Raw genomic sequence first — 2980 nt, 5'->3', positions numbered from 1 at the left:
ATCCTGATCGTCATCGCTGGCGATCAGACCGCCGCCGTCGCCGTCAGCATTGAGCCAGACCGCTTCAGCTGACCAATGGATTTCTCAACGGGCTGCTAGGCGCAGGTCCAAGGCCGTGAATGCCTCGACCGCCCGTCCATAGACACCCGGCCAGCAGCCGCCGTTGACCTGGGCGACCTTCCGACCGGTCCCATCGTGCTCGACGAACTCCATGCGGACGAACCGGTCCCCAGGCTTGAGGGTTAGCAGTTCGCAGCGGACCCAAGCCGATGGCACGGCCTTTACCCGCGCGGCGATGCCATCGAGATATGCCTTCAGTCCAACAGCTTGATTGGCGCGGTCATTGGGCAGGGCGGCCTCAATGCCCGCCCCCTGAGAGGAACTCCCAGCCTTCGATGGTCTTGCCGCGTATTTGCTCATGTCTTCCCAATTAAGCACAGTGGCAGCGAGGATGAAACAACAGACCGCGACCCTCCTTTGTGTCCGGCACTTGGTCAGTGTGCAGGAAATCTCCAAACTCGACGGGCAATTACCTTCGCTTCCCCTTGGGCATCGCCGCATCAAGCAGACGCAGGCATTCGTTGCGGTGTCCCTCGTCGACGGCATGCGCCCAGGGCGACCACCCCAGGGTAGGCTGCGTCGTGCGTAGCCAGAGCTGGGCCATGTCGGCGTCACCCGAGAAGCGCTTCAATGCTCGGGTCTCCAGCTCCTTGCGGCAGCGCAGCGCTTCCGCAGTCATGACCGCTTCGTCACAGCGGCGAGCTGCCGCCGCATGCCGGATCAGTTCAATGCGCCGCCGCTCGTCGTCGAGAGCGCCTTTGATGCACTCCTGCGTCACTCAGTCGAGACCAAGCCGTCCCTCGTCGAAGGTCGTGCCCGTAGCACCGCGCGCAGCGTGCTCGGCCCAGGCAAGCCCGTCCACGTCGCCCATGGATAAGGCCGCTTCGGCAAGCAAAGCATCCACGAAGGCCGACGACTCCCTGCGGCGCCTCTCCCGGGTCTACGCCGCGAACTCCTCGCGGATGCGACATAGGGTCTCTTGTCGTGCGTTCGCCTCCGCTTGCCGTGTCCCCCGCAATCCCTCGAGGGGAAGGCCAAGCAGGTCCCCGGAAACTGGATCGCCGCCCGCCCACGCCATCCTCTCCAACTCACGGAGGCGCCGCAGGACGTGTTCGAAGCAGTCACCGCCCGCCCGGGCCAGAGCGCGTGGTGACTCGCCGAACCCCGGAACGTGGTCCAGCCACGACTCCGCAGGCCGCGTCGGAAGCTGCGCCACTTTGAGCAGGAGATTCACCTTGGCCCGTAGGTTGGATTCCCGCTTCCTGGCAGCCTCGGCGGCGTCAATTCTCGCCCTTGCCTCCCATCCACGCTCGTGGTCGGCGCGCCAGCCCTTCTGGGTCCGCTCCACTGACCAGATCCCGTAATGGGCCGGCTCCCGGGCGTCGGGTAGATGGTGGTCGGCTCTTCGAGTGATGCTGCACGAACCTTGGGTGGCGTGTGCCCCCTGGCATCACGGGGAGACGGCGGTGATGGACCACTATGTCGGGATTGACGTGTCGCTGGAGCGATCGAGCGTCTGCGTGGTGGACACGACGGGGCGGATTGTACGCGAGGCGAAGGTGGCGAGCGAGCCGGAGGCTCTGGTTACCTTCGTGGCGGGGCTCGGAGTGGCGGTGGCCCGTGTCGGGCTTGAGGCTGGCCCCCTGTCGCAGTGGCTACACGACGGCTTGGCTGCGGCCGGGCATGAGGTGGTGCTGCTGGAGACCCGGCATGTGAAGGCGGCGCTCTCGGCGATGACGGTTAAGACCGACCGCAAGGACGCGCGCGGGATCGCGCAGCTGCTGCGGATGGGCTGGTACCGCCCTGTGCACCGGAAGTCGGTGCCGGCGCAGGAGGTCCGGGCCCTGCTGGTCGGGCGCAAGCTGCTGCAGGGCAAGCTGCTCGACATTGAGGGCGCGATCCGCGGGATCCTGCGCGGCTTCGGGCTGAAGGTCGGGGTGACGACAAAGCCCCGCTACCCGGCGCGGGTGCGCGAGTTGGTGGCCGGCCATCCCGTGCTCGAGCAGATCGCCGAGCCGATGCTGCGGGCGCGGGAGGCGTTGAGGGTGGAGTTGGCGGTGCTGCATCGGCACCTGCTGGTCCTCGTGCGCGACAACGCGACCTGCCGACGCCTGATGACGGCGCCCGGCGTGGGCGCGGTGGTGGCTGCTACATTCACCTCAGCAGTGGACGATCCCGGGAGGTTCGCCAAGTCCAAGTCGGTGGGCGCACATTTCGGACTGACCCCCAGACGGTATCAGTCTGGCGAGACGGATGTCACCGGCAGCATCAGTCGGGTTGGGGATGCCATGGCGCGAACCGCCCTGTACGAGGCGGCGCAGTCGCTTTTGACGCGGACAGTACGCTTCTCGGCACTGAAGCGTTGGGCAATGGAGTTGGCAAAGCGACGGGGCATGCAGCGGGCCAAGGTAGCGGTAGCCCGCAAGCTGGCAACCATCCTGCATCGCATGTGGGTGGACGGTACCGAGTTCCACTGGGGTAAGGAGCCGGCTAGCGCAGCCGCATAGGCAGGCAGGAACGAGATCGGGGCGGGACCGCGAGGGCCTGCTCCTCCGAGGTCCCGTCGCCGGGACGTGGGAACGGTGAAGCCTTGATGGGGGTTGTGGCGTGGCCTGCGGGCGACGACCACGTTGACCAGATCGGCTCGCCGCCCTCCTAACAGGATCATGTGGCGGCTCAGCTGCCGACCACGGACAGAAGCAAGGACCTGGCGACGAGGCGATCATTCGGAGGGCTTGACTACCGACGGCCCATTACAGAAGCCCCCATTGAGTGGTCCGGGCGGAATTTCAGTGGGCCATCGCAGCCACGCCTATTCCTGAGCTCTTATCCGCTGGGATATGCGGCGCCAGTTGTTCCGTCGGTGCCCTACGCCGCTCCGGGAAAGTTGGCCATCGTTGTGGGGCGGACATGATCGCTG

General features: G+C 66.2%; 4 protein-coding genes. 1 reads left to right on the top strand and 3 read right to left on the bottom strand.

Translation table 11 applies throughout. The annotated features are described in order from the left end of the window. Positions 1-84: 84 nt before the first annotated feature. The 3 genes from EP26_RS35930 to EP26_RS38405 all read right to left on the bottom strand — a co-directional run bounded on the left by EP26_RS35930 (position 85) and on the right by EP26_RS38405 (position 964). Complete coding sequence (locus EP26_RS35930; protein ID WP_157033967.1) at positions 85-420, bottom strand: hypothetical protein; 336 nt, start codon at positions 418-420, stop codon at positions 85-87. Positions 421-529: 109 nt separating this feature from the next. After that, entirely contained in the window at positions 530-838 is a 309-nt protein-coding gene (locus tag EP26_RS30285; protein ID WP_043345099.1) for a hypothetical protein, read from the bottom strand. Continuing rightward, entirely contained in the window at positions 839-964 is a 126-nt protein-coding gene (locus EP26_RS38405) for a hypothetical protein (protein ID WP_281177161.1), read from the bottom strand. It abuts the gene before it with no gap. A gap of 565 nt (positions 965-1529) precedes the next feature. Here EP26_RS38405 and EP26_RS30275 point away from each other — a divergent pair. Next, positions 1530-2567, top strand: coding sequence for an IS110 family RNA-guided transposase (locus EP26_RS30275; protein ID WP_043345096.1), 1038 nt, complete (start codon positions 1530-1532; stop codon positions 2565-2567). Positions 2568-2980: the final 413 nt, after the last annotated feature.

The organism is Belnapia moabensis DSM 16746, assembly GCF_000745835.1.
Taxonomy (GTDB): domain Bacteria; phylum Pseudomonadota; class Alphaproteobacteria; order Acetobacterales; family Acetobacteraceae; genus Belnapia; species Belnapia moabensis.
Note: the sequence above shows the minus strand (reverse complement) of the source record. Positions and strands in the feature narration are given on the sequence as shown.

Excerpts from the sequence above, each read along its gene's own strand:
- EP26_RS35930 (WP_157033967.1), bottom strand. The coding sequence starts at position 420 with ATGAGCAAATACGCGGCAAGACCATCGAAGGCTGGGAGTTCCTCTCAG.
- EP26_RS30275 (WP_043345096.1), top strand. The coding sequence starts at position 1,530 with ATGGACCACTATGTCGGGATTGACGTGTCGCTGGAGCGATCGAGCGTC.